Raw genomic sequence first — 23,354 nt, forward strand, 5'->3', positions numbered from 1 at the left:
TCTCTCTGCGATTTAGCCGAAAGCCATCATTGCAGTTGCGCAGGCGCACGAACATGTCGGATTGCTCCAGCACCCTTTCCGAAATCGCAAAGCTGTGGCGGCCACCTCAGCCGCACCTTCGGCCGCACCTTCAGCGCGGCGCCAACAAGTGATCGAACAGCTTGCGCGCCTCGGGTTGCAGCGCCGCGGCCGACTTCACGCCAAGCCACAGCGTGCGCGAGGCCCACGGATCGGCCAGGCGGATGGCGCGCAACCCGGCGCCAAGGATCTCGGCGCGCACGGCGCCCTCCGGCAAGACCCCGATGCCAAGGCCCGCCTCGATCATGCGGCAGATCGCATCGAAACTGCTGACCTGCACGCGCAGCTTGAGCACCCGCTCCAGCGCGGCCGATGCGTCGGCCAGCCGCTGCAGCAGCGAGCTGCCCTGGTTGAGGCCGACGAAGTCGTATTCGAGCGCGTCGACGAAGGCCACCTCGGCGCGCGCCGCCAGCGGATGCTCCGGCGGCACCAGCACCACCAGGCGGTCGCGGCGGTACTCGAATTTTTCCAGCACGCCGGCCGCGACGTTGTCGGCAAACACGCCGATATCCGCCTGCCCGCCCGCCACCGCCGCGATCACCTCGTCGCTCATGCGCTCCTCCAGGCTGACGCGGATCAGCGGCTGCGCGTGCAGGAACACGCCCAGGTCCTGCGGCATGAACTGGATGATGGCCGAGGTATTGGCCCACACGCGCACATGCCCCCGCACGCCGATGGCGAAATCGCTCATCTCGCCCGCCAGGCGATTCACCGTGTCGAGCACGGCCCGGGCATGGCCAACCAGCCCGTGGCCGGCCGGGGTGAGTTCCAGCCCGCGCGGCAGCCGCACGAACAAGGCGCAATCGGTGGTCTTTTCCAGGTCGGCGACGCGGCGGCTGAGCGCCGACAGCGTCATGTGGGTGCGCTCGGCGGCCTTGGTAAAGCTGCCGCTCTGCGCCACCACCAGGAACAGGCGCAGGGACTGCAGGTCGAGATGGGCGGGATTGATCACGCGGAGCGTCCGGAAGGCGGCGGCATCGATGGCGGCGGGATGGCCTGGGTCGTCCAGCCACGCCCCGAGGTTTGAGAATCGGGAAAGGCTAGTGGACAAGAACGACATTGTCAATTTGGCCGCCCGACGCCACCATGGCCGCTTAGCGCGCTGCGCACCGGCACCATCGGCGTGGCGCACTCACCACCCAGGCGCAGAGATCCGAGACAGGCAAACATCATGAATCCCACCCAGACCACGCCGGAAGTCGTCTTCCTGGACCGCGGCACGCTGGCCCCCGAGACCGTGCTGCGCGCGTTGCCGTTTGCGCATCGGCTGACGGTCTTTGACGCCACCGCGCCGCATGAAGTGGCCGGACGTATCGCCAACGCGCAGATCGTCATCACCAACAAGGTCAAGCTGCCGGCCGAGGTGCTGCGCCAGGCCGCCGGCCTGCGCCTGGTGGCGATCGCGGCCACCGGGACCGACCACGTCGACCTGCGCGCCTGCGCCGCCCAGGGCATCTGCGTCTCGAACGTGCGCAACTACGCCGTGCATACGGTGCCCGAGCACACCTTTGCGCTGATCTTCGCGCTGCGCCGCAGCCTGCATGCCTACTGCGACGCGGTGCGCGCGGGCCGCTGGCAGGCCTCGGGGCAGTTCTGCTTGCACGACTACCCGATCCACGACCTGGCCGGCTCGACCATCGGCATCGTCGGCGGCGGCACCCTCGGGCGCGCGGTGGGCGAGATCGCGCGGCTGCTGGGGCTCAAGGTGCTGTACGCCGCCCGCAAGGGCCAGCACGAAGCCGACGCGCAACACACGCCCTTCGCCGACATGCTGCGCCTGAGCGACATCATCACGCTGCACTGCCCGCTGACCCCCGCCAACGTGGGCCTGATCGGCCGCGAGGAGTTCGCGCAGATGGCGCGGCGCCCGCTACTGATCAACACCGCGCGCGGCGGACTGGTCGACGAGGCCGCGCTGGTCGAGGCGCTGCGGCAAGGACAGGTTTCCGGGGCCGGCTTCGACGTGGCCACCCAGGAGCCGCCCGGCCCCGGCCACCCGTTCCATGCGCTGCGCGACCATCCCGCCTTCCTGCTGACGCCGCATGTGGCCTGGGCCAGCCGGGAGGCCATCCAGGCACTGGCGGACCAGTTGATCGACAATATCGCGGCGTTCGCGGCAGGGTCGCCGCGCAATGTGGTGGCGGGCTGAGATGCCGAGCGGCGGATCGCCGGGGTATCCGAGATACACGGTGCGCAAGCAGATCGCATCCCTGAAGACCAGGACGAACTGCAACCGCAGCGTGGGACGCGTCAGGCTGGCGCTCGTGCAACGCTAGGAGCCGTGCCGGATCGCCTCTTCAGGTCTATATTGTTCCTGTCCGGGATCACGACGGAGGGAGCATGCGTGCGCAATGCTGCAGGCTTGTACTGGCGGCGGCTTGCTGCGCGCTGGGCTTGGCCCTGAATGTCGCGCCGTGTTTCGCCCAGGCCGGCGGGGGCGCGCAAGCGCCCTTCGTGCAGATCGGGCTCGCCAGGCAGGTTGCCATTCAGGTTCCCAAGGACTGGACCATCCTGTCCGGCGCCCAGGGCCGGTCCCACGGCACCATCGCGGATGCCGTGGGGGGCGTCTCCATCGTCCCGGCGCCGGCGGGCCAAACCGTCAACCTCCTTCATGCCGTATCCAATGTGCAGGATCCGCACGCGGCCGTGATCGTCAACTCGATTGCGCAAGCGCCGGTCACGCCCGAGCAGGTCCGCCGCTTCGACAGGTCGCTGCTGCAGGCCTATGGCGCGAGCTTCGAGCGCAGGATGCGCGACTCCTTGAAGACATCGGGCAGGGAGATGATCTCCATCGACGAGCCGCGCCTCGACAAGATCGGTGGCTGGCCCGCGATTGCAATCAGCTACGTGCGCACGGGTGCGCAAGGCACGATCTACGTGCAGCATTTCGACATCTATACGCCGGACCAGGAACTGCTGCTCATCCTCTCGTGCCGCGACACGGCGCGCGGCGTGTGGCTGCCGCTGCTGGACCGGGTTAGGAACTCGATCGTCGTTGGCGAATAGCCTGGATGGCGATCGGTGCAGACCGGTCGTTTGCCCCCGGCGATCGATGCTGCCCGTCCCCGATTGAACCGATGGGCTTCGGTCGGCAGGACGCCCGCGCGGTTAGCCCGCTCCCCTTTATTTTGGTTCTTCAGACTTCTGTGTGGGTCGCCGGGCGAAGTCCGGCGCAGGCGTAGCAAGAGCGATCGCGTGCAATCTCGCGCAGGTGTAGCTCCCCTCTCCCGCGCAGCGGGAGAGGGGTTGGGGGAGAGGGCGGGCATCCGCAAGAGCGAGGCGCTTCACCTTGAGCTAGCGCCCACCCTCTCCCCCGGCCCCTCTCCCATTTCATGGGAGAGGGGAGCAAACCAGCGCATTGCATCGTGTCGCTCTCGCTCGGATGGAGGACCCACACGAAAGTCTGATGAACCTTTATTTTCGGCCAGGCAAAGCCCTCTCGCCCGTCATGGCTGGGAACAGTCATCCGCTTCCACCTCGATGCGATCGCGCCCGGCCAGCTTGGCCTGGTAGAGCAAGCGGTCCGCTCGCTTGAGCAGGGACCGGATGCTGGTCGAATCCGCGCGGGCGGCGTAGGCGATGCCAAAACTTGCGCTCATCGTGAAGCCCTCCGCCCGCTCGATCGGCACACTGGCTTGCGCCAGCCGGATGCGCAGGCGTTGCACCAGCTCGAGCGCTTGCGCCCGCTCCCGCACGCCGGCCAGCACGGCGAACTCCTCGCCGCCGATGCGCGCGACGATATCGTCTTTGCGCCATGTGTCGCGGCACAGGTCAGCCATGTGTTCGAGCGCGCGGTCGCCAGCCGCGTGACCGTAGGTGTCGTTGATGCGTTTGAAATGGTCAATGTCGATCATGACCAGCGCAAGGTAGGGTGCCCGCGCGTCTTGATACAGACAGGCGGCCTGCGCGCGGCTTTCAAACGCGCGGCGGTTGAGGAGCCGCGTCAGCGAATCGGTCTCCGCCATCGTCCTGAGTTCCGCAATCAGGCGCTGGCGCTCCTGTTCGAGCCGCGTCCTCTCGAGATCGTTCGTCTTCAAGACCTGGACGGCGTCGAAGAGCTCCTGTATCTCGCCCCGATACGCGTTCGACGGCAGGTCCGCGGACGGGCCACCCGCGGCGATTGCCCGGATGACACGCGCCGCCTCGGCGAACGGCTGGATGACCTGCCGGCGAAACAGCCACACGCCCAGGCCCAGCGCGCACATCAAGGCCGACAAGATGCCGGCGGCGCCCACCAGCCGGGCCAGCATCGCGTGCCGGTGCGAGCGCACCTCCTCCTCGGCCAGCGTCAGCGCCTCGTCACGGAACTCGACGATCGAGCGCATGAGCGGCACATACTGCGCGGCAAACTCGCCAGTTGAGGCGACCGCTCCTCCGGGGAGGCTGGCCAGCGCGCGAACGCGATTCACATACGCCAGGCCGTCGCCAAAGTACTGCCTCTTCATCCGGACAAAGGCCCCGTGAGCCAGCGCCGTATCCTCCATCACGCGGGTCCTCAATAACGCGCCCAGCTGGTCGATCCCGCCGCGAGTGCGTTCGATGGCAAATTGCTCTGCTTCGGTCAGATTCCGGCGCGACGCCAATGCCGCGGTAAAGCGCGAGCCAAGCAGCCCGGCCTGCTCCCTGAGCACAGCCGCCAGACGGGCCGCCATCAGGCAATTCAGCGCATTGGCATCGCCATCCAGCACGCCCTTGGTACTCGCGTTGGTGATAGGCGCGAACTGCGGGATGACCTCAACCATGCGGACCACGGCCTGCTCCAGCACCTGATCGGTGCGCTGCGCGAGCGGCACACGGATAACCTGGTCGATGTTCGCGCGAGCGGCGGCCAGTTCGGCGTGCGCACGCTGCGCCGCTGCCCACTCCATCGAGCACTCGTCACAATGGCTCGAATCGAGCAGCCCCAGCAGATGCGCGATACGCGCGTCGCTTTCGGCGCGCGCAGCCCGCAGTGCCGCCACCCTTTGCGCCGGTATCGGGACATCTTCGCCTAGCGCGCTGTTGGTGGGACCGCGCTCCGCGGACACCTTCTCCATGGCAAGCAATGTGGCCCGGAAAACCTGGAAATGCGACAGCGCGTGGTCTGCCCTGGCATATGTGCCCCACTGGTGAACCAGGAGCCCGCTTGTCAGTGCCACGAACAGAAGGCCAAGCGTGCTGGCAACGATCCCGAACCGCCGGTCGACCGACATGGTTGGCAAGGCAAATCTAAGCATCTTGAACAGACTCGGCTTAAGCAATTCAAACGTAAGCGCGGACCCGGTACCAGCCGGTACATTGGCCGGAAGCTGAGCAATGTGGAAGCAGGAGGGCCTCCGGCCGGAGGTCCTGGCTAGCGATCTGCATAGGGTTTCACCCGCTCGTGCCGGGCTTGCGGCGCCGCTGTCGCGGCGCATCGGCGAATTGTCTCCCAGTGTGCCGCCGCTGCCCGCGGGGCATTTTCAAAGTTGAAGTGTCGGCGCGTACAGGGCGCGTGGACGGATTTTAGCGCAGCGGCCGGCGTGGGGCGGAATCGACGAGGGCCTGGCGTCCGTCCTGACCAGGGCGCTGCTGCCCCCTATCCATACTTCGCCGCAATCGGCATCAGCCGCCCGGCGCCGAAAGCCCTTGGCCGCATCCGCACAATCGGCGCGGCCTGCCGGCGCTTGAACTCGGAGCGGGCGATCAGCCGGTGCACGTCGGCTATCCAGTGCGTGTTCTCGCTGGCCGCCAGCGCTTGCACGGCCAGCCTGGCGCGCTCGTATTCGGCCGGGCGCAGGCGCTCGCCCTCGATCGCGAACTTGAGGATCTCGTCCAGTACCTCGTACGGCGGCAGCGAGTCCGTGTCCTTTTGCCCTTCAGACAGTTCGGCCGAGGGTGCCTTTTCGATGATCACGGCCGGTATGATCTCGCGGCCATGGCGCTGGTTGTAGTACCGGGCCAGGGCAAAGACTTCCGTCTTGTAGATATCGCCGATGAGGTTAAGGCCGCCGCACGCGTCGCCATAGATCGTGAAGAAGCCGCAGGAGGCTTCGGACTTGTTGCCGGTGGTGAGCAGCAGCGCGCCAAAGTGGTTGCTGTACTCCATCAGGATGGCGCCGCGGATGCGGGCCTGTACGTTCTCGCGCGCCAGGCGAGACGGCTCGGCGTCGAATGCGTGCTGGAAACCATCGACGTACTGCGCGTAGAGGCCACCGATCGGATGCGTGTGCAGCGCGACGCCAAGGTTGCGGCACAGCGTCACCGAGTCGTCCACGCTGCCGGCGCTGGAGAACCGGGACGGCATGGTGACCGCGCTCACGTTGGCGGCGCCCAGCGCATCCACGGCCAGCGCGAGGGTCAGCGCGCTGTCGATGCCGCCCGAGCTGCCGACCACTACCTTGCTGAAGCCGGCCTTGGCGGCATAATCGCGCAGCGCAAGGGTGGCCTGCCGGTACATGAGCGCGCAATCGTCAGCCACCGATTGCGTGGGCGCCGGCTGGGCGGCCTGCCCGGCGGCAGTGAAGCGGCCGGCCTCGTACGCGACGACACCGATGGCCTCCTCGAACATCGGTGCCCGGAACGCAACGGCGCCGTCGGCCTGCACGGCGAAGCTGGCGCCGTCGAAGACGATCTCGTCGTTGCCGCCAACCTGGTTGACGTAGAGGAATGGCAGCTCCCAGCGGCGGGCCAGGCCGGCATACAGCGCCTCGCGCTGGGCGGCCTTGCCGACGTTGGATGGACTGGCATTGATCGTGACGATCAGCTCGGCGCCGGCCTTTGCCACGTTGTCGACCGGGTCGACGTCGTAGGTGCGGCCATCCACGTTCCAGGCGTCCTCGCAGATCAGCACGCCTACCCTGATGCCCTTCACCTCGACAACCAGATGCGCATCGGGGCCCGGCTCGAACCAGCGGCGCTCCTGGAAGATGCCGTAGTTCGGCAGCAGCCGCTTGGCGTAGACGCCTTCGATGCGCCCGTCGCGCATGGCCAGCACGGCGTTGCGAAACCGCTTGCCGATGCCGGGATTCGAGACCACCGCGCCCACCAGCACCACGATATCGGTGCCGACGGTGGCCGCGATCACCGCCGCGATGGCGCTGGCCTGCCGGTCGAGAAAGCCGGGCTCCTCCAGCATGTCCTGCGGGTTGTACCCCGACAGCGCTAGCTCGGAGAACACGACCATATCGGCGCCGCCCTGCCGCGCCCGCCCGATGGCCTCGACGATCCTGCGGGCATTGCCGTCGAAGTCGCACAGGGTGTAGTTCAGTTGAGCGCAGGCAATGCGCAGGCTAGCCGCGTTAGGTGCAGGCATGGCAGCTCCTTACTGGCGTCACTGATTGGCGTGACTTATTGGCGTTACTTATTGGCGTGACTTACTGGCGTGCGATCCGGAAAACGTCATACAGGTAGTTCAGGTAGTTCTGGTCTTCGCACATCCCCTTGCCCGGGGTGTCGCTGACCTTCGCCACCGGCTGGTCGTTGCAGCGCACCAGCTTGATCACGATGTTCAGGGGCTCCACGCCGCAGTCGTTGGTGAGGTTCGTGCCGATGCCGAAGGCGGGATTGGTGCGATCGGCGAACCGTTCATAGATGCCGAACGCGCGCTCCAGGTCCAGGCTGTCGCTGAAGACGAGCTGCTTGGTGGTCGCATCGATCCGCATTTTCTCGTAGTGGGCGAGGATCTTCTCCCCCCACGCCATCGGGTCACCGGAGTCGTGCCGCACGCCGTCGAACAGCTTGCAGAAGTACAGGTCGAAGTTGCGCAGGAACGCGTCGGTGCCCACCACGTCGGTCAGGGCGATGCCGAGGTCGCCGCGGTATTCCGCCACCCAGGACTCGAGCGCCGCCCTGATCGAGTTGGCCAGGCGCGAGTCAAACGCCTGATAGGCCTGCAGGTACTCGTGCGCCATCGTGCCGATCGGGGTCAGGCCGTACTTCCTGGCGAGGTACACGTTGCTGGTGCCGCGCATGTGCCGGCTGCCCTGCTCGGCCAGCGTTGCCACCACTTCCTCCTGCCACTCACGCGAGAAGCGGCGGCGCGTGCCGAACTCGAAGAAGATGAAGGGGGCACGCCGGGTCGCCTGGGGCACGAGCTGGTCCAGGCGCGCGATCTTGCCGGCGAGCCGCTCCCGGCCCGTCGCGCGCGCTTCGGCTTGCGGCACGTTGCGGAAGTACACCTCGTTGACGATCGCCAGCACGTAGATCTCGAAGGGCATGACATGCAGCATCGGGCCCTTGATGCGGATCTCGAGCTCGTCCGGGTTGCTGGCCGACGGCGCCACCGTGATGAAACGGCGCTGCAGCTGGAACAGGCGCAGGAAGTCGATGTAGTCCGCTTTCATGAAGCGCAGCCCGCCCAGGTAGGCCAGCTCGCCGTCCGTGAAACGCAGCGTGCACAGGTGATCGAGCTGCGCTTCGATCTCGGCTTTCAGCTTGACGAGCGGCGTGGCCGGCGTGTTGCGGCACTTGAAGGCGTACTCGGCGATGGCTTGCGGGTTGCCGTGCAGGATCGCCTGCTGCATCGTGAACTTGTACAGGTCGGTGTCCAGCAGGGACTGGATCACAGGGGCGAAGGCTTGAGACATGATCGGCTTCCTGAGGTTGCAAGGCTTAGGCAAACAGGTTCTGGGTGGTGGCGATCTTGCCGCCGGCGCCAACGAACTCGTCGATAAACGCCTGGCCCTGGGCTTCGAATCCGGGCACCGGGCTCATGGCGTCGCCCAGCAGCACCATGCGCTGCGCGAACTCGCGCCCGAGGTGCCGCAGCAGGCTGCGCACCGAACTGGCCACGCAATGCGACAGCGCCTCGCCCGCCACGAGCACGCGATCCGCCGCGGCAAGGCTGCGGACACGGGCCGGGTTGAACTGGGTATCCGGGTCGGCATCGACCGGCACGTCAGCCTCGAAGGCCGAGAAATGCTCGGTGCGCGGGTTCAGGCCCTTGAACAGGTAATCCACATTGGCAAGGCGAGCCGCCTCCCAACCGGACAACGCTGCGGCCAGGGCATCGTGCACGCCATGCCCCCACGAGCCGACGATGCAGTGATCGGGCCAGAGGAAAAGCCCACTGCGGCCCAGGTACTGTGCCACCGCTTCCGCCTGCGCCGGGTCGGCCGGCCGGTAAGCGCCGCTGGCCACGTCCGCCGATGTGATCGCCGTGAACGGCGACGGCTTGTTGCCCGCCGCATCGCGCCAATAGCTGGCGTGGGCGATGTCATAGGTATGGTGGGAGTCCAGGGTGACGGTGATGCCCGCGACCCTGTCGCCGTGCCCGGCGACCAGCGCCGCGAGCCGGACCATATCCGCGTTGGCGCCTGCGACCGGCAGCGCGGCGCCGGGGATGTCGCAGAAGTCGTTCTGCGGGTCGATGATCAGAAGCTGGTCTCGTCGTTGGGTTGCCATTTCCATCTCCAGGCGCATTTGGGGCATGCTTTTCGGGGCATGCGATGGCTGAATCATGGCATAGATTGTGGCTTTGAGCCACAATTAATTTGTCGATGACACTGAACAGACAATATTCAAGCATTTGCCCCGGTTATTTTCAGCTGCCATAATGGTGGCATCACGCCACAAAACACCAACCCAAATCGATGTCAGAGATCTACACCTTCGTTGACGTAGTCCTCCTCACGGCAAGCGACAGCGAGCTTCAGGTGATGCTGCACAACCGCAGCGAAGCGCCGCACCCGAACGTGCTGGCCCTGCCCGGCGGCCGCATCCGGGTCGACCAGGACCTGGACACCGAAGCCAGCGCCCTGCGCATGCTGCGGGAGAAGACCGGCATCGAGACGCCCTACCTGGAGCAGCTCTACACCTTCTCCGGCAAATTCCGCGACCCGCGCCGCTGGTCGATCAGCGTGGTCTACTGCGCCGTGGTGCCGCTAGACGTGCTCGCGCCCGGGATCGACGCGAACTGCTCGCTGCATCCCGCGCGCAATGCCCCGCGGCTGCCCTTCGACCACAACGCGATGATCGACAAGGCCATCGAGCGGCTGGAAAACAAATCCACCTACTCGACGCTGCCGACCCACCTGCTCCCGGAGGTCTTCACCCTGCCGGAGCTCCAGCGCATGTACGAACTGGTGCTCGGGCGGGAACTGGAGCGCAAGGCATTCCGGCGAAAGATCGAGGCGCTGGAGTTCCTGGAGCTGGCACCAAAGGCAGCCGCGCGGGCCCGCGAAGTGGTCCGCAGCGGACCGCCGCCGCAGTATTACCAGGTAAAGCCGGGAGTCCGGCTGAAGTTTCGGGATCGGATGCTTTGATCCAGTGCTGGGCGGTTGCAGCGCGCGCGAGAGCGGAGCACGACAACGCAGATCCGGCTTTGCCAGCAAGCCTTTGTCAGCAAGCCGAGCCGGCGAGGATACTCCGCCGGCCTCGGCGCGATCGGGCCGATGAGGGCGCCGCCGCGGGCTCCCCCGCCGCGACACAACACCCCAACCTTACTCGAGGGTCACATTGGCCTTCTTGACCAGGGCCGCATAGCGCGCCGCTTCGCTCTGGAAGAACCTGGCAGCTGCCTCCGGCGTGCCGGGATTGATCGTAGTGCCCTGCTTCTTCATGGCTTCCATCACGTCCGGGCTGGTGAATGCCTTGGCGAACGCCGTGTTGAGGCGCTTTACCTCGGCCGGCGGCAGCCCTGCCGGGCCCACCACGGCAAACCAGCCCTCGACCGTGTAGTTGGGCAGGCCTTGTTCGGCGATGGTGGGTATCTCGGGCGCGGCGGGCGAGCGCGTCGCGCCGCACAGGCCGATCGCACGCAGGCTGCCGCTCTTCAGATGCGGCGCTACGGCGTTCAACGCCACGACACCGATCTCCACCTGGCCCGCGATCAGGTCGGTCACCATCGGTCCGGTGCCCTTGTAGGGGACATGGCGCGCCTTGACGTGCGCCTCGTCGAGGAACATTTCCGCGGCGAGCTGGAGAATGGTGCCGTTACCCGACGAGGCATAGTTGAACCCATCTGGCTTGGCCTTGAGCAAGGCAACGAGTTCTTGCACGTTCTTCGCGGGCACCTTGGGGTTGACCACAAGGACCAGCGGCGTGAAGCCGATCACGCTGATGGGCGTGAAGTCCCTGATCGCGTCGAACGGCATCTTCTTGTACACGCTCGGATTGATGACATGGTTGTTGGAGAACAGGCCCAGCGTGGTGCCGTCGGCCGGCGCCTTGGCCACCGCCGCCGCGCCGGTAATGCCGCCGGCGCCGGGCAGATTCTCGATTACCACCGGCTGCCCCAGGCTCTTGCCGAGCGACGGTCCGGCAGCGCGGGCGATAGCGTCCACGCCCGAGCCGGCGCTGATCGGCAGGATCAGGCGTACCGGCCGGCCCGAGCCTTGCGCCATTGCGGTGCTGGCCGTCAAGGCGAGCGTGAGTGCGATAGCCGAAACGGCCGTGCCAAGTACGGCCCGGCGCGAAATGGGGAATGCCATGTCTGTCTCCGTGTGTTTATCGTTATCTTCCGCGTGGCCATCCAGAGCCCCGCGGCAAAGCGGGTAGATTCAGTCCGCGATCCGCGTGTGCAGGCCGGACAGGATTTCATCGTTGTGCTCGCCAATGCCCGGCAGCGGCATGCGCACGCCTGGCCTGCGTCCGCCCATGAGCAGCGGCAGCAGCACAACGTCGGTGGTGCCGCCGTCCTCGGTCTGCATCGGCACCAGGCCGCCGCTTGCCTTCAGGTGCGGATCCTCCAGCAGTTGTTCCGGCCGCATGATGGGCGCATAGGGAATGCCCGCGGCTTCGAATTTCAGCGAGAGTTCTTCCACGCGGTGGTCCTTGAGAATCGCGCCGAGCCGCTCCAGCAGTGCCGGACGTACCGCAACGCGCATGGCGTTGGTCGCGAGCTCCGGATCGGCCGCCAGGTCGGGGCGCTGCAGCACGTCGCACAGCGTGTTGAACTGCTTGTCGCTGACGGCGCCGATAAACAGTTGCTCGCCTTCGGCCAGCGTGAACACGTCATAGACGCTCCAGGCGGACACGCGCGACGGCATCGGCGGCGGCGGCTCGCCGGTCATCGAGAACTGCTGCATATGCTGGGACGACAGGAACACGCAATTCTCGAACAGCGCGCTCTGCACTTCCTGGCCCTTGCCGGTACGGTCGCGCTCACGCAAGGCAGCCATCACGCCGATGGCGCCGAACATGCCGCCCATGATGTCGTTGACCGAGGTGCCGGCGCGCAGCGGGCGGCCCTTGGGCCCGGTCATGTAGGAAAGACCACCCATCATCTGCACGACTTCGTCGAGCGCCAGGCGGTTTTCATAGGGTCCGGGCAGGAAACCCTTGTGCGAGACGTAGATGAGCTTGGGGAACCTGGCGGACAGCGTGGCGTAGTCCAGCCCGCATTTCTCCATCAAACCCGGGCGGAAGTTTTCGAGCAGCACATCGCACTGGCCGACCAGCTCCGCTGCCGTGGCCTGCCCTTGCGGGGTGGTGATATCGATAACGACGCTCTTCTTGTTGCGGTTGAACGAGCGGAAGAAGCCAATGCCAAGGCCGGGCAGGTTGCGGGTCTTGTCGCCGCCGGGCGGCTCGACCTTGATGACTTCGGCACCCAGGTCCGCGAGGATCATGCCGCAGGTCGGGCCCATCACCATGTGGGTGAACTCAACCACGCGGACGCCGGCGAGCGGCAAGGAGGAATGTTCGGTGTTCATGGTTTGCTCTCAGGCGGCAGCCGCATCGGCAACCGATGCAGGAAATGTCTTGGGCAGCCCGGCGCGCCACAGCGTGCCGTGCAGGGTTTCATTGGCCAGCCAGCCGGCCACGCGTTCGCGCAGCGCCAGCAGCTTGTCAAAATCGATGCCGGTCTCGAAGCCCATGCTGCCCAGCAGGTAGGCCAGGTCTTCGGTGGCGACATTGCCGCTGGCGCCGGGCGCGTGCGGGCAACCGCCGATCCCGGCAAGACAAGCATCAAAGCGGGTGACCCCGGCCTCCAGGGCGGCATAGACATTGGCCAGCCCGAGCCCGCGCGTATCGTGGAAATGGCCGCACCAGAAGCGGTCGCCGGCAATCGCCGTGGCGCGCTCGAACAGGCTGCGCACCATGGCGGGGTCGGCGTAGCCCACCGTGTCGGCCAGGCTGACGCGATCCGCGCCGGCGTCCAGCAGGGCCTGCATCAGGCGCAGCACCTCTTGCGGATCCACACGCCCCTGGATCGTGCAGCCGAAGGCCGTGCCCACGCCACCTTCGATCAGCGTCCTGGAGCCGGCCGCGTCGCGGGCGGCGCGGATCCTGGCGACCTCGGCCACGACTTCGTCGGGCGTCTTGCGCAGGTTGGCCAGGCTATGGGCATGGCTGGCGGAAAGCGGCACCAGCATCAGGTCCGCGCCGCGGGCGATGGCGTTTTCCGCGCCCCGCAGGTTCGGCACCAGGACCGAGACGAACAGTCCAGGCAGCGACTTGGCAAAGTCCACGAGTTCCGCGGTATCGGCAAGTTGCGGCAGCAGCTTCGCCGGTACGAACGAGCCGACTTCGATCTCGCGCTGGCCCGCCGCATAGGCCGCCTGGATCCACTCCCGCTTGGCGGAAGTCGGCAAGATGGTGACGATGCTTTGCAGCCCGTCGCGCAGCCCGGCCTCGCGGATCACGGCTTGGCGCGGTGCCGATTCAGTGTGCGTTGTCATTTGGTCTGTGTCCCCTCGGATGGTCGTGCTTCGGACTGGCCTATGCACTCTATGCTGTTCCGGACCCAGCCAGAAGCGGTAATGAAGAAGCGTCAGCATTCCGGATTGGAATGTCTGGCCGATCGCCCTGGATCAGTGGACGGCAGGCGGTTCGCCGAACGCGGGATAACGGCATGCCGCCCCTTTTCAGCCCCAACCCCAGAGATTCCCGGATTTAGCAAAAAGCGCTAATATGACCTCGCCAAATTTCCGAATTGGAAACCCTACCTTGAAGGCGATCGATGCGTGACCTAGACCTCACCTCCTTGCGCCTGTTTGTTGCGGTTTGCGAGACACGCAACATGGCGCGTGCCGGCGAACAGCAGCACATCGTGGCTTCGGCCATCAGCAAGCGGCTGGCGCAGCTGGAAGACACCGTGGGAGTCACGCTGTTCGAGCGGCGCCGGCGCGGCGTGATCCCGACCGCGGCTGGTGAGATCCTGCTTGAGCACGCGCGCGCCATGCTGGCTGCGGCAGACCGCGTGGAGCGCGACATGGCCGACTACGGCACCGGCATCAAGGGGCAAGTCCGCTTGCTGGCCACCGTATCGTGCATGGCCGAGTCGCTGCCCGACGATATCGCGAGCTTCCTGCAGGTGCCCGAGCATCGGGACATCCGCGTCACCGTCGAGGAAAGCCTCAGCCGCGACCTCGTCCGCTCATTGCGAGAAGGATCCGCACCGCTGGGTATCTGCTGGGATGCCGCGGATCTGGAAGGATTCCAGACCCGCCCTTATCGCGGCGATGCCTTGGCGGCCATCGTGCATCCCGAGCATCCGCTCGCGAGGCTGGCGGATTGCACCTTCGAGCAGACGCTTGAATTCGACCACATCGGCCTGCCCGGGCAGACGGCCGTGCACACCATGCTCGCGCGCGCCGCGGCCATCATCGGCAAGCCGATGTCGTACCGCGTGGTGGTTTCCTCGTTCGATGCATCCCTGCGCTGCGTGCGCGCAAATCTCGGTCTTACCATCGTGCCCCGCGAGGTGGTCGACCCCATCTACGCCAGCTTTGGCGTGCGGGTAATCCCGCTCACGGATAGCTGGGCGCAGCGCCGCTTCGCGATTTGCTTCCGTGACGAGGCAAGCCTGTCACCGGCGGCAAAACTGCTGGTGGATTATCTGTTGATGAAGGCGGCGGGATCCTGACAGCCCTTGGGCCGGCCCGTCGTGCTAGACGGGCTGGCTATGCCGAGGCGGTCAGGATCGATCTCCACCTTTTTTCAGCTTGCCCCAGTGACCGGGTTGAGATAAACCTCCAGGTCACGAGATACCGTGGAGAAGCGCTCAATCAGGAAGTCGAGCAACGCCCGCACGCGCGGCGCCATGTATCGGGTGCGGTGATACAGGGCATGCACCGGAACATCCGGCGCATGCCACTCCGGCATCAGCATCATTAATGTTCCCGCGCGCAGATCAGCGCCGATATCCCATACGGATTTCATCGCTATGCCGTAACCCGCCACCGCCCACTCGCGCGCGAGCGCACCGTCATTCGTCTCTCGGGAATTTGCCAGGGGCACGGTATAGGTTTCGACCTTGCCGCAGCGCGTGAACCGCCAGTCGTTCGCAGGCCCGGCTGCCGTCCCCAGGACGATGCAATCGAACCGCTCCAGATCCTGTGGGTGCCCAGGCGTCCCGTGCGCCGCCACATATTCAGGCGACGCACAAAGCACACGCCGATTGGGCGCGAGGCGCCGCGCGATGAGCGAGCTATCCGGGGGCACGCCAAAGCGGATGGCAAGGTCAATGTCGTCGAGCAACAGATTCGACAACGCGTCGGACAGCACCAGGGCGAAAGTCACCGCCGGATATTGCACATTGAACTCATCAAGCCAGCCCTTGAGGACGTGACGGCCGAAATCCGAGGTCGCCGAGATCCGCACCTTTCCGCTAACGACACCCCGACCAGCTTGTAGCGCCGCTTGGGCATCTTCAAGGGCCCCAAGCGCCTGCTGGCAATGGAGCAGGACCATGCGTCCCTCCTCCGTGAGCCGCAACTGGCGCGTCGTGCGCTCAAAGAGCCGCGTATTCAGGCTCGCTTCCAGCCTGAGAAGACGCGCGCTCGCCGCCGCAGGAGAGAGTCCCAGCTTGCGTCCTGCGGCCGACAGCCCGCCCAGGCTTGCCGCTTCAACAAAAAGCCGGATGTCGCCAAGACTCTCCACGATATTTCCGTTCTATTTGAAGATGATTCAAATGGTAGGCCAATTATCAAAGTACGCCGGGCTTTGCAGAATGTGCCACATCAGCACAACCACCATCGTCACCAAAGCCCGGAGATCCGCAAGCATGTCGACAACCGCCTCGCCACTTTTCACGCCGACCGTCGTCGCCGGCCACACACTTGCCCACCGCGTCGTCATGGCGCCCATGACGCGTGCGCGCAGCACCCAGCCGGGTGACGTGCCCAACGCAATGAATGCCCGCTACTACGCCCAGCGTGCCGGCGCCGCCCTGATCGTGACCGAGGCCACCCAGATCTCGCCCCAAGGCAAAGGCTATTCCCTCACCCCCGGCATCTACAGCCCGGAGCAGGTCGCCGGATGGCGACTGGTGACCGATGCGGTCCACTCCGCCGGCGGGCGGATCTTCCTGCAACTCTGGCACGTGGGCCGCATGTCCCACCCGGACTTTCACAACGGCGCGCTGCCGGTGGCGCCCTCCGCCGTCCCGTTCGAAGGCCAGATCTGGAAGGTCGACCCGGGCACGGGCGTCGGCGCCATGGCCGCTTGCCCAACCCCGCGCGCACTCACCCGCGAGGAGATCGGCGGCGTTGTCGCGGATTTCCGCCGGGCCGCCCGCAATGCAATGGATGCGGGCTTCGACGGTGTCGAGATCCATGGCGCCAACGGCTACCTCATTGACCAGTTCCTGCGTACGACTTCCAACGTCCGCACCGATGAATACGGCGGTGGGCGTGACAACCGCCTGCGCTTTCTCAAGGAAGTCGTCAACGCCGTGGCGGACGAGGCCGGCGCCGATCGCACCGCCATTCGCCTCGCCCCATTCCTGACCGCGCGTGGCATGGCCTGTCCCGACATCCTGCCGACCATTCTCGAAGCCGCCGAATTTCTCCAGGCACGCGGCGTTGCCTATCTGCATCTGGTCGAGGCGGACTGGGACGACGCACCGCAATTCACCGAGGCATTCCGCCAGGCCATTCGCGCACGGTTCACGCGGCCGATCATCGTTGCCGGCAACTACGACGAGGCGCGCGCGCAATGGGTCCTGTCCAGAGGCTACGCCGACCTGGTTGCCTTCGGCCGGCCGTTTGTCGCCAACCCGGACTTACCGTGCCGGCTCGCCAATGGCCTGCCGCTGGCCACATTCGACGCCAGCACCCTGTTTGGCGGGAGCGAGCGTGGCTACACCGACCATCCCGCTTCACTGGAAGCGCAAGTGCCCGACCGGGCCCGGGACGCCGTCAGCTTTACCTGAGCGCCGCCGACCGCCATCGCCAGCCAGGCCCCGGGGGCGATACGTCGGCGAGGCTGATACAAGTTCATCTCGACAACAGGAGCAGAGGTGGTGCATTGCGCTGGGCTTGCCGGGTCGTTGCGTCGCGGCCCGGTCGAGGAAGACGGCCGATTCGGCGCCACGCTTGATCGATGGACAAGGCCGATGCCCTCAGGCACCGGCAATACTACGACAGCAGATTTGGCTAGTTGCGTGGCGATATCGTAATGGGATAGTCATCCAGCCGTTATCGGTGCCTGCATACACTGTGCTTCACGGTGAGGCACCCATGCTCATCGATCTGGAGACAGCCATATGCAATACCTCAAGCAAGCAATGCTAACCACCGCAATTACCATCGTGCTCGCGGGTACCGCTAGCGCGGATACCGGAGCCTCGGGCAGTTCAGATGCGCCCCAAGATGGCAGCCGCGTAACCAGACAGCGTGATCCTTTCACGGACGGGGCACACAACGGCCGCTTCGACGCGTTCGTCGACGCAGCGCGGTCCCCTTCGTTCAACGACGTGTATGCGGGTGGGCAATAAAAGCGGCGAGCGCCAGCTTTGGGACGGCTTGCGCCCGACTTCAAGACGATCGCCGACTTCCGGCGAGATAGCGGTCGGGCAATCCGCAAGGTCTATCGCCTGATTGCGTTGCTGTGCCGCCGGCTGAAGCTGTTTTCTCATTCGGCAGGCCGCGGCCGCACCCCCGCCTTTCGCCCTGATCGCAGCCTATGCCCGATGGCATTTGCACTAGTGGCCACCGGCATTTGCATCGGCGCCGCTCCGGCATTCACAAAGTGTACAACAGACCGAGTGCGAGCAGGCACCCAGCAAGCCTCAGGTAGTATCCGCCACCGTGATAAGGTTGGCTGTTGCGTGATGCATTGCGGATGTGCGACATCATGTTTCTCGCCGAATTGGGCCAGGGGAAATACAGGCAAGGCGCTCTTTCAGCCATTGACCAGTAGAGCGATTCGAGACGAAGGAATCAGCGGCCTCGCCAAATTGCAAGCCTCCAGCTTAAGAACTCGCCCATGCAAATGGCGTAGAAAAGTATTAGCCAGGCATAAACAACCCGTAAATCTCACCTCTGCCGCCGTGGCGCTTCATGTACTTGACCGCGGGCGGTGTCCAACGCGCCTTGGCATGCCGGTGAGCGTGCTGCCGGCTGATTCCCCACCTACAATTGATTATCCGGGCCGATGCAACACGGATCCATGCCTTAAGGCCGGCCGGCCATAGCGGGTTGCCCTGGGCAACCCGCTTCTGCCACGTTTTGGGCAGCAGCAAGCCACGGATGACGGTCCGGCAAAGGAGCATGATCGATGCGCTCGCCAGGGATATCCGGCACGCACCTGAGGCGCATTGCCGCCAGGGTTGCGGTTGGCGTCATCGGCCTGGTCATCGTCGGCCGCCTCACCGGCATGCTGGTTGACTGGCTGTGGTTTTCCTCCGTCGGCTACGTCAACGTCTTCTGGACAATCCTTGTCACCAAGGTGCTGCTGTTCGCCGCCGTTTTCGCTGCGTCGGCGGTCGCGATAGGGGTGTCGGGATTGCTGGCGCACCGCTATGCGAGCCCTCCCGGCTCCTGGAAGGCGGAGGTCCTGAGCGAACTGGTCGGCGAAGTCGCGCCGCACCTCCCCTGGCCCGCGGCCATCGCCGGTGTTGCCGTCCTCCTTGGCCTGCTCATCGCCACCGGCGAAGTCCCGGACTGGGATATCGCGCTTCGCTACTTCAACCAGGTGCCCTTCGGCAAGGCCGATCCGATTTTTGGCAAGGACATCGGCTTCTACCTCTTCTCGCTGCCCGCCTATCTGGCGCTCAGGAACTGGCTGCTACTGCTGCTCTGCTGCACCGCGGTGGTCGCCGCCGTGGTGTACGGGACGCGCGGCGACATCGCGAGCATGCGCTCACCGCGCGGGCTTTCTCCTGCGGCCGCCACCCACGGCTCGGCCCTGCTGGGCTTGTTCTTCCTGCTGCAGGCCTGGTCGTACTGGCTCGACCGTTTCCTGCTGCTCTTTGGCGACAACGGCGTGGTGGTGGGCGCCAGCTATACCGATGTCCATGTGGGGCTGCCGGTCCTGTGGCCGCTGATCGGCCTGGCCGCCGCGGCCGCGGCCGCTTCATGGGCCAATATGCGCTGGCGGGGCTATCGCATTCCGGCCGCCTCGGCACTGATCGTCTTCGGCAGCGCATTGGTACTCGTGCTGATCTATCCGGCGCTGTTCCAGCGCTTCTATGTCAAGCCGAACGAGTTGCAACTGGAGACGCCCTATATCGCCCACAACATTGCGCTGACGCGGGACGCCTATGGCCTGGCGCAGATCGCGGTAAAGCCGTTTCCAGCCGAGCAGAACCTGGATCTCGCCGCGCTGCAGGCCAATCGGCCAACCATCGACAACATCCGCCTGTGGGATCTGCAGCCATTGCGGGATACCTACGCGCAGTTGCAGGAGATCAGGACCTATTACAAATTCCTTGCGACGGACATCGATCGCTACCGGCTCGATGCCCGTTATCAGCAGGTGATGCTCTCGGCGCGGGAACTGGAGTCGTCGCTGCTTCCTGCAAATGCCCAGACCTGGGTGAACCTGCATCTCCTGTTCACCCACGGCAATGGCGTCGTGATGTCGCCCGTCACGGAGAAGTCCACGGAAGGCCTGCCTACGCTTTACCTGAAGGATATCCCGCCTGTCGCCAACGGCGGCCCGCCCATCAGTGAGCCGCGCCTGTACTTTGGTGAAGGCGGCAAGGGCTATGTGATCGTCAACGGCAATGCACCCGAATTCGACTACCCCAAAGGCGATGAGAACGTCTACACAACCTACCGCGGGCGCGACGGCATAGCCATCGGCAGCATGGCGCTGCAGGCCCTCTTCGCCTGGCAATTCGACGATCCCAACATCCTGGTGACCAGCTACATCACCCCCGCGAGCCGGATCCTGCTCCATCGCAATATTCAGGACCGGGTGCGCACGATCGCCCCGTTCCTCAGCCTCGACCATGACCCCTACATCGTCGTGGCCGGCGGGCGGCTTTTCTGGATTCAGGATGCCTACACCACCAGCCGCTGGTTCCCATACTCCCAGCCGGGCACCAGTGACGGCGACAATTACATCCGCAACGCGGTCAAGGTGGTGATCGATGCGTACAACGGGACTGCCGACTTCTACATCAGCGATCCTGCCGATCCCATCGTGCGGACGTACCAGCGCATTTTTCCGGGCCTGTTCAAGCCGCTGGGCGCGATGCCGCAGGACCTGCAGCAGCATATCCGCTACCCCGAAGACCTGTTCCTGATCCAGGCGCAGGTCTACCGCGCTTACCACATGGAAACGCCGGAAGTCTTCTACAACCGCGAAGACCTCTGGCAATTCCCGCGCAAACAAGCCGACATCGACGCGAGCACAGGCCCCGGCGCGCCAATGACGCCCTACTACATGATCGTGCGGCTCCCCGCGCAGCCGCGCGCCGAATTCGTGTTGATGCTACCGATGGTGCCCAGCCGGCGCGAGAACATGATTGCGTGGTTGGCGGCCCGTTGCGATCCACCTGACTACGGCAAACTCGTCGTCTATGCATTTCCCAAAGACAAGCTGGTCTATGGGCCATTCCAGATCGAGGCGCGCATCCAGCAAAATACCGAGATCTCGCAGCAGATTTCGCTGTGGAACCAGATGGGTTCGCGCGTCATCCGCGGCCACCTCCAGGTCGTGCCCATCGACAACTCGATTCTCTATGTCTCGCCGCTCTACTTGCGCGCGGAGTCCGGTCAGTTGCCCGAGCTGAAACGGGTGATCGCCGCCTATGGCGACCATGTGGTGATGGAGGAGACCTTAGGCGCGGCCCTGGCAGCGCTCTTCAAGGAAACGGCCCCGGTGGCGGCGGCGCCCAGCGGCGCGCCGGACAGCCGCGCCCGCGAGGCACTCGCCCACTATGACCGCGCCATCGAGCGATTGAAGGCAGGTGACTGGGGCGGCTTTGGCGCGGAGCTCGATGCGCTCCGGCCGCTGCTCGAGGCGCTCGGCGCCGGGCGCTCCGATGCGCGGAAATGACGAGCGAAGCCCCCCAATTCATGCGTCGGGCAGGGGCCCCGAGTCCGTCTCGGCCATTCCAGGCGTGCGAGCCGGTGAGCCGTAATGAGGCGACTCGTCGGCCGAGCTGACGGACGCCCGCAACGGCTAGAATGATTGCCAACGACTGCCGCACATTTTTTCGCTCGCTTTGGAGACAGACCCATGAAAGCCTGGATTGCAATGGCCGTTGGCGCGCTTGGCTGCGCAATAGCGTTCCTGGCAGGGCCCGCGTGCGCCGCGGACACGGCGACGCTCACCATTGCGGCCGGCACGCAACAGCGCAGCTGGACGCTGGATGGGTTGCTGAAAGACCGCCGCCTGACCGACGTGACGGTAGACGACGACAACCTGAAACGCCGCCTGACGTTCAAGGCGATCCCCTTGACGGCCCTGCTGCACGGCATGCCGGTGACCGCCGACGCGAGTGCGACGACCGCAGCCAGCGATGGCTATATCTCTCACCTGCCGATGCGCCTGTTGCTGGCGGATAGCGTCGACGAGCCGCGCGCCTGGCTGGCGGTGGAAAATCCTGCCGCGCCGTGGCCGACGCTCAAGGGCCAGGACATCGGGCCGTTCCGCCTGATCTGGACAGTGCCGGCGGGCCGCGCCGCTTCCGTGATCAACGAGAGTCTCTGGACGTACAGCATCGTGCGCATCGACATCACCGCGTCGCCGGCGGAGCGCTTCGCGGCCATCCGGCCCGCCCCCGGCCTGCCCGCGGACGGCGCGGTCACGCGCGGCTTCGCGACGTTCCAGCGCGTTTGCCTCTCGTGCCACTCCCTCAACCGGGTCGGTGACGCGCACCTTGGCCCCGACCTGAATGTGCCGCACAGCGCGGTGGAGTACCTGGGCGACGACAAGCTGGCCAGGCTGATCCGCGACCCGCAATCGCTGCGCTGGTGGCCCAATGCGCGCATGTCGGCGATCGATGAAAAGACGCTGTCTGACGCGGATATGAAGGACTTGCTGGCGTATCTGCACCACATGGCTGGACGCAAGGTGGCGGCGCCTGCCGCAGGCTCCTGACGCCCTTGGCACCTTGATTGCCATCTGATCGCCGTTTGATGGGCTGATGCACTGTGCCGGATGGCGCGGCCCGGCACAGGGTTCAATCGACGATGTGATAGGTCAGCGAGTGCGCCTCGACCGGCGACACCACCGCCCAACTGTGGAGCATTCTCTCGATGGCCGCGTTCGTCAGCGTGGTGTCCCGCTTGCGGCTGCGCGACAGGATAGTCTGCTCCGCGGCCTCCAGATAGACGACATTGACCTGCCTCATGATGCCTGTGAGCTGGACGATGGAGCTTGCGAAAACTCAGTCGCTGGGTATCTTCCTGGTTGCGGCGGGGACGGCGCGCTATGTGCCGATGGGTGGACGCCAGATCGCCTGCCGCGCTTAGCCACCCGCCTCCGTTTGACTCCCCCGCGTTGATCGAATTCATGCTATCGTTAGCATTAATCTGAAAGTCGGCCGCCTCTGCATGCGCGCGGCCAGGGGAAACTCCCGAGGGCCGAACGACGGCCAGAAAGGCGAGCCAGTGCGCAGGCCAAGGTTCCCCGGGTGCCGAGCCGGAAGTCCGGAGGCGTAAGAAGCAAAAGGAGATTGCATGATGAAGCAAGCTGCGCGCCCCGCCGGCCGGCGCAAGCCAACCGCCAGCCGGGCAGACGCCCCCGACACCGCAGTGGCTTCCGCCTCGATTCCCGCGACCGCCCCATCCGCCAAGACCACCCGCACCAGGCGCGCCACCGCGGCGAAGCCTGAAGCGGCGCTGGCCGCGGCCCCGGCCAGCGCCCCGGCCCGCCGCGCCAGCGACAAGGACGTGCCCCTGCGCGAAGACATCCGCTTCCTGGGCCGGCTGCTGGGCGACTGCGTGAGGGAGCAGGAAGGCGAAGCCGCCTTCGAAGTGGTCGAGACCATCCGCCAGACCGCGGTGCGTTTCCGCCGCGAGAACGACCGTGCTGCCGGGGCCGAACTGGATCGGCTGCTCAAGCGCCTGTCGCGCGACCAGACCAACTCGGTGGTGCGCGCCTTCAGCTACTTCTCGCACCTGGCCAATATTGCCGAGGACCAGCACCACAACCGCCGCCGGCGCGTGCACGCGCTGGCCGGCTCGCCGCCG

The 23,354-nt window shown here is 65.7% G+C and carries 19 protein-coding genes; 8 read left to right on the forward strand and 11 right to left on the reverse strand.

The window, feature by feature from the left end; all coding sequences use genetic code 11:
* Positions 1-130 precede the first annotated feature (130 nt).
* On the reverse strand, positions 131-1,030 hold the full coding sequence (locus tag ACYP5B_RS42805; protein WP_459573687.1) for a LysR family transcriptional regulator: 900 nt from the start codon (positions 1,028-1,030) through the stop codon (positions 131-133).
* 219 nt (positions 1,031-1,249) lie between these two features.
* On the opposite strand from ACYP5B_RS42805, the gene ACYP5B_RS42810 reads away from it, so the two are divergent.
* Positions 1,250-2,227, forward strand: a complete 978-nt coding sequence (locus tag ACYP5B_RS42810; protein WP_318232346.1) for a D-2-hydroxyacid dehydrogenase — start codon at positions 1,250-1,252, stop codon at positions 2,225-2,227.
* A 191-nt stretch (positions 2,228-2,418) separates the two neighbouring features.
* Positions 2,419-3,084, forward strand: a complete 666-nt coding sequence (locus ACYP5B_RS42815; RefSeq protein ID WP_459573638.1) for a hypothetical protein — start codon at positions 2,419-2,421, stop codon at positions 3,082-3,084.
* A gap of 440 nt (positions 3,085-3,524) precedes the next feature.
* On the opposite strand, the gene ACYP5B_RS42820 is transcribed toward ACYP5B_RS42815, so the two are convergent.
* The 4 genes from ACYP5B_RS42820 to ACYP5B_RS42835 all read right to left on the reverse strand — a co-directional run bounded on the left by ACYP5B_RS42820 (position 3,525) and on the right by ACYP5B_RS42835 (position 9,441).
* On the reverse strand, positions 3,525-5,270 hold the full coding sequence (locus ACYP5B_RS42820) for a GGDEF domain-containing protein (protein WP_459573639.1): 1,746 nt from the start codon (positions 5,268-5,270) through the stop codon (positions 3,525-3,527).
* A 365-nt stretch (positions 5,271-5,635) separates the two neighbouring features.
* Complete coding sequence (locus ACYP5B_RS42825; protein ID WP_459573640.1) at positions 5,636-7,351, reverse strand: NAD+ synthase; 1,716 nt, start codon at positions 7,349-7,351, stop codon at positions 5,636-5,638.
* Between the two features lie 61 nt (positions 7,352-7,412).
* Positions 7,413-8,624: a nicotinate phosphoribosyltransferase gene (gene pncB / locus ACYP5B_RS42830; protein ID WP_400091124.1), complete on the reverse strand. Its 1,212-nt coding sequence runs from the start codon at positions 8,622-8,624 to the stop codon at positions 7,413-7,415.
* A 25-nt stretch (positions 8,625-8,649) separates the two neighbouring features.
* Complete coding sequence (locus ACYP5B_RS42835; protein WP_400091122.1) at positions 8,650-9,441, reverse strand: cysteine hydrolase; 792 nt, start codon at positions 9,439-9,441, stop codon at positions 8,650-8,652.
* Between the two features lie 188 nt (positions 9,442-9,629).
* Between ACYP5B_RS42835 and ACYP5B_RS42840 the strand changes: the two genes are divergently transcribed.
* Positions 9,630-10,301 carry an NUDIX hydrolase gene (locus ACYP5B_RS42840; protein WP_400091121.1) on the forward strand — a complete coding sequence of 224 codons (672 nt, stop codon included), beginning with the start codon at positions 9,630-9,632 and terminating at the stop codon, positions 10,299-10,301.
* 177 nt (positions 10,302-10,478) lie between these two features.
* Here the strand turns inward: ACYP5B_RS42840 and ACYP5B_RS42845 are convergent, their stop codons facing one another.
* The 3 genes from ACYP5B_RS42845 to ACYP5B_RS42855 form a co-directional block, all read right to left on the reverse strand.
* Positions 10,479-11,468, reverse strand: coding sequence for a Bug family tripartite tricarboxylate transporter substrate binding protein (locus ACYP5B_RS42845; protein WP_400091120.1), 990 nt, complete (start codon positions 11,466-11,468; stop codon positions 10,479-10,481).
* 69 nt (positions 11,469-11,537) lie between these two features.
* Positions 11,538-12,692 (reverse strand): CaiB/BaiF CoA transferase family protein, encoded by a 1,155-nt coding sequence (locus tag ACYP5B_RS42850; protein WP_459573641.1) that lies wholly within the window; start codon positions 12,690-12,692, stop codon positions 11,538-11,540.
* A gap of 9 nt (positions 12,693-12,701) precedes the next feature.
* The gene (locus ACYP5B_RS42855; protein ID WP_400091117.1) at positions 12,702-13,661 is read right to left on the reverse strand and encodes a hydroxymethylglutaryl-CoA lyase; all 960 of its coding nucleotides are present in this window, start codon (positions 13,659-13,661) and stop codon (positions 12,702-12,704) included.
* 281 nt (positions 13,662-13,942) lie between these two features.
* Here ACYP5B_RS42855 and ACYP5B_RS42860 point away from each other — a divergent pair, with 281 nt between their 5' ends.
* Complete coding sequence (locus ACYP5B_RS42860; protein WP_400091115.1) at positions 13,943-14,848, forward strand: LysR family transcriptional regulator; 906 nt, start codon at positions 13,943-13,945, stop codon at positions 14,846-14,848.
* A 74-nt stretch (positions 14,849-14,922) separates the two neighbouring features.
* Here the strand turns inward: ACYP5B_RS42860 and ACYP5B_RS42865 are convergent, their stop codons facing one another.
* The gene (locus ACYP5B_RS42865; RefSeq protein ID WP_400091114.1) at positions 14,923-15,864 is read right to left on the reverse strand and encodes a LysR family transcriptional regulator; all 942 of its coding nucleotides are present in this window, start codon (positions 15,862-15,864) and stop codon (positions 14,923-14,925) included.
* 124 nt (positions 15,865-15,988) lie between these two features.
* Between ACYP5B_RS42865 and ACYP5B_RS42870 the strand changes: the two genes are divergently transcribed.
* Entirely contained in the window at positions 15,989-17,137 is a 1,149-nt protein-coding gene (locus ACYP5B_RS42870) for an alkene reductase (protein WP_459573642.1), read from the forward strand.
* A 423-nt stretch (positions 17,138-17,560) separates the two neighbouring features.
* Here the strand turns inward: ACYP5B_RS42870 and ACYP5B_RS42875 are convergent, their stop codons facing one another.
* Positions 17,561-17,842 (reverse strand): hypothetical protein, encoded by a 282-nt coding sequence (locus ACYP5B_RS42875; RefSeq protein ID WP_400091317.1) that lies wholly within the window; start codon positions 17,840-17,842, stop codon positions 17,561-17,563.
* A 641-nt stretch (positions 17,843-18,483) separates the two neighbouring features.
* Here ACYP5B_RS42875 and ACYP5B_RS42880 point away from each other — a divergent pair.
* Entirely contained in the window at positions 18,484-21,213 is a 2,730-nt protein-coding gene (locus ACYP5B_RS42880) for a UPF0182 family membrane protein (protein WP_459573643.1), read from the forward strand.
* A gap of 183 nt (positions 21,214-21,396) precedes the next feature.
* A complete protein-coding gene (locus tag ACYP5B_RS42885) occupies positions 21,397-22,260 on the forward strand; it encodes a cytochrome c (RefSeq protein ID WP_459573644.1) in 864 nt (287 codons plus the stop codon).
* Positions 22,261-22,342: 82 nt separating this feature from the next.
* On the opposite strand, the gene ACYP5B_RS42890 is transcribed toward ACYP5B_RS42885, so the two are convergent.
* Complete coding sequence (locus ACYP5B_RS42890; protein ID WP_459573645.1) at positions 22,343-22,513, reverse strand: hypothetical protein; 171 nt, start codon at positions 22,511-22,513, stop codon at positions 22,343-22,345.
* A 328-nt stretch (positions 22,514-22,841) separates the two neighbouring features.
* Here ACYP5B_RS42890 and ACYP5B_RS42895 point away from each other — a divergent pair.
* On the forward strand, positions 22,842-23,354 hold a 513-nt coding region (locus tag ACYP5B_RS42895), incomplete at its 3' end, for a phosphoenolpyruvate carboxylase (protein WP_459573646.1).

The organism is Cupriavidus sp. 8B, from assembly GCF_054589115.1.